This is a genomic window from Arsenicibacter rosenii (assembly GCF_001870735.1).
Classification (GTDB): domain Bacteria; phylum Bacteroidota; class Bacteroidia; order Cytophagales; family Spirosomataceae; genus Arsenicibacter; species Arsenicibacter rosenii.
This window is the reverse complement of the sequence record NZ_MORL01000270.1, coordinates 1-434: the sequence shown is the minus strand read 5'-3', so window position 1 is coordinate 434 and position 434 is coordinate 1. Positions and strand designations below refer to the sequence as shown.

General features: G+C 54.5%; 1 pseudogene. It reads right to left on the bottom strand.

Going from position 1 to position 434, the window contains the following annotated elements:
- Positions 1-434, bottom strand: a pseudogene (locus BLX24_RS31210) (GntT/GntP/DsdX family permease); the annotation flags it as partial.

Genomic DNA, 434 nt, shown 5'->3' with positions numbered 1-434 from the left:
TATTAAGCCAGAGGGCGATAAAATAGCCAACGGTGATGGTACACAGGCCCAGCAGCGATCCGCAGACCATCATCAGCCCGATCGGTACGTTCAGCGCACCAACCAGAAACAACGGCCCCGGAGAGGGCGGCACATACGAATTGGCCATAACGGCCCCCGCAATAACCGACAGGGCCAGCAGGAGGTAATTTTTCCCGAGCCGCATCCCCATGGCTTTGGCCAGCGGCATCATCAGAAAGATAACCGTATCGACAAAAACCGGAATGGTCAGGAAAAAACTGCTCAGCACAAAGCCGGCCGGCGCATTTTTTTCNGGTTACTGTCAGCATCGCCCGGATGATTTTTTCGGCAGCACCGCTATCGAGCATGGCTTTACCGATGATGGCAGCCATTGCTATCAGAATCCCGATTTTGGCGCAGGTGTTGCCGAATTC